Origin of the sequence: Caulobacter sp. B11 (assembly GCF_002737765.1) — a bacterium.
Classification (GTDB): Bacteria; Pseudomonadota; Alphaproteobacteria; order Caulobacterales; family Caulobacteraceae; genus Caulobacter.
This window is the reverse complement of the sequence record NZ_PEGG01000263.1, coordinates 1-2,260: the sequence shown is the minus strand read 5'-3', so window position 1 is coordinate 2,260 and position 2,260 is coordinate 1. Positions and strand designations below refer to the sequence as shown.

The 2,260-nt window shown below is 69.4% G+C and carries 1 protein-coding gene and 2 pseudogenes; 2 read left to right on the top strand and 1 reads right to left on the bottom strand.

Annotated elements, in window-relative coordinates:
* Positions 1-573, top strand: a pseudogene (locus CSW58_RS10685) (glutathione binding-like protein); the annotation flags it as partial.
* 63 nt (positions 574-636) lie between these two features.
* Here the strand turns inward: CSW58_RS10685 and nth are convergent.
* Positions 637-1,344, bottom strand: a complete 708-nt coding sequence (gene nth, locus CSW58_RS10680) for an endonuclease III (RefSeq protein ID WP_099447271.1) — start codon at positions 1,342-1,344, stop codon at positions 637-639.
* A gap of 105 nt (positions 1,345-1,449) precedes the next feature.
* On the opposite strand from nth, the pseudogene CSW58_RS10675 reads away from it, so the two are divergent.
* Positions 1,450-2,260: pseudogene (locus tag CSW58_RS10675) on the top strand (methylated-DNA--[protein]-cysteine S-methyltransferase); the annotation flags it as partial.

Genomic DNA, 2,260 nt, shown 5'->3' with positions numbered 1-2,260 from the left:
TGAGCCGCATCTGGTCGACATCGGCGCCAACGAGTCCTGGACGCCGAAGAATATCTGTCGCTGAACCCGAACGGCAAGATCCCCGCGATCCTCGATCCCGACGGTCCGGGCGGCCAGCCCCTGGCCCTGTTCGAGTCCGGGGCGATCCTGCTCTATCTGGCCGAGAAGACCGGCAAGCTGCTGCCCGCTGATCCCGCCCTGCGCTACCAGACGATCCAGTGGGTGTTCTTTCAGGTCGGCGGGGTCGGCCCGATGTTCGGGCAGCTGGGCTTCTTCCACAAGTTCGCCGGCAAGGCCTACGAGGACAAGCGTCCCCGCGACCGCTACGCCGCCGAGAGCAAGCGCCTGCTGGGGGTTCTGGAAGGTCGGCTGGACGGTCGGGCCTTCATGATGGGCGCGGACTTCACCATCGCCGACATCGCCCTGCTGGGCATGGTGCGCAACCTGATCGGCTATTACGACGCCGGCGACCTGGTCGACTATGCCAGCCTCAGCCACGTCCCGGCCTGGCTGGAGCGCTGCCTGGCGCGGCCGGCGGTGCAGCGCGGGCTGATGATCCCGGCCAAGCCCTGAGGCTCACGCCCATCCGTTTCCCCGGCGAAGGCCGGGGAAACGGAGTTGGTGTTCTCGGTCGAACTAAGCCCCGAGGAACAGTTCCCGCGACGGGCACAGGTCGGCGATCTTGCAGATCTCGCACCTGGGCTTTCGCGCCACGCAGACATATCGGCCGTGCAGGATCAGCCAGTGGTGGGCCCGGGTCTGATAGGGCCCGGGCACGATGCGCATCAGGTCTTGCTCGACCGCGTCCGGCGTCTTGCCCGAGGACAGCTTCAGCCGGTGCGCCACCCGGAACACGTGGGTGTCGACGGCGATGGCCGGTTCGATGTCCAGCTCGTTGAGCACCACGCTGGCGGTCTTGCGGCCGACGCCGGGCAGGCTTTCCAGGTCGGCGCGGTTCAGCGGCACCTGCCCGCCGTGGCGGTCCATCAGGATGTGGGCCGCGGCGATGACGTTCTTGGCCTTGGTCCGGAAGAGGCCGATCGAGGCGATGTAGCGGATCAGGCCTTCCTCGCCGAGCGCCAGCATCTTCTCGGGACTGTCGGCGACCTGGAACAGGGGGCCGGTGGCCTTGTTGACCTGAACATCGGTGGCCTGGGCCGAGAGGGCCACGGCGGTGACCAGCTCATAGGGGTTGGCGTAGTTCAGCTCGGTCTTGGGGCTCAGCTCCAGGCTCTCGAAGCGGGCGAACAGCACCGCCGCCCGCTCGCGCTCGGCGGGGGAGACCCGCCTGGCGGCGGGGCGTTTCTTCACGGGAGTCTTGAGCGGGGCCATGGCGGTGACCATGCCGTGATGCGGCCGCCGCGCCAAGGCGGACCGGCGGGCTCGACGGTCACGCGCCCCCGCAAGAACCGGGCGGACAGGGCCCTGGGGCCGGTTTAGGGTCTGGTCATGGCCCTCGATATGTCCCCCTCGCAAACCTTCGCCCAGCTGGCCGAGCGGTCGGCCGACTACCAGCGCATGGCGGTCGCCCTGGACTGGCTGGCCGAGCGTTGGCAGGAGCGTCCGTCCCTGGACCAGGCCGCGGAGGCGGTCGGTCTGTCGCCGTTTCATTTCCAGCGGGTCTTCACGCGCTGGGCGGGGGTCAGCCCCAAGGCCTTCGTGTCAGCCATCGCCCATGCCGAGGCCCGCCGGTCGCTGGAGGCCGGGGCCAGCGTGCTGGACGCGGCCTATGACGCGGGGCTGTCGGGCCCCTCGCGGCTGCATGACCTGTTCATCGCCCAGGAAGCCGCTACGCCAGGCGAGGTCCGCCGTCGCGGGGCCGGTATGACCTTGAAGTATGGCTGGTGGCCGACGCCGTTCGGCCGGGGCCTGTTCGTGATGGCCGAGCGTGGTCTGGCCGGTCTGGCCTTTTCCGACGGCGACGACCCGGCGACCTATGACGACATGCACCGGCGATTCCCCGCCGCCGACTGGGTCCGCGACGACGCGGCCGCCGGCCAGACCGCCGTCCACGCTTTCGCCGGCGGACAAGGACCCTTGCCGATCGTGCTGATCGGTTCACCCTTCCACATCCAGGTCTGGAAGGCCCTGCTGCGCATCCCTGCCGGCGAGACCAGCACCTATGGCCAGGTCGCCGCCTGGGCCGGAAGCCCAGGGCCTACCAGGCTACCGGTGGGGCGATCGGGGCCAATCCGATCTCGCTGCTGATCCCCTGCCACCGGCCATCGCCAAGGACGGCCGGCTGACCGGCTATCACTGG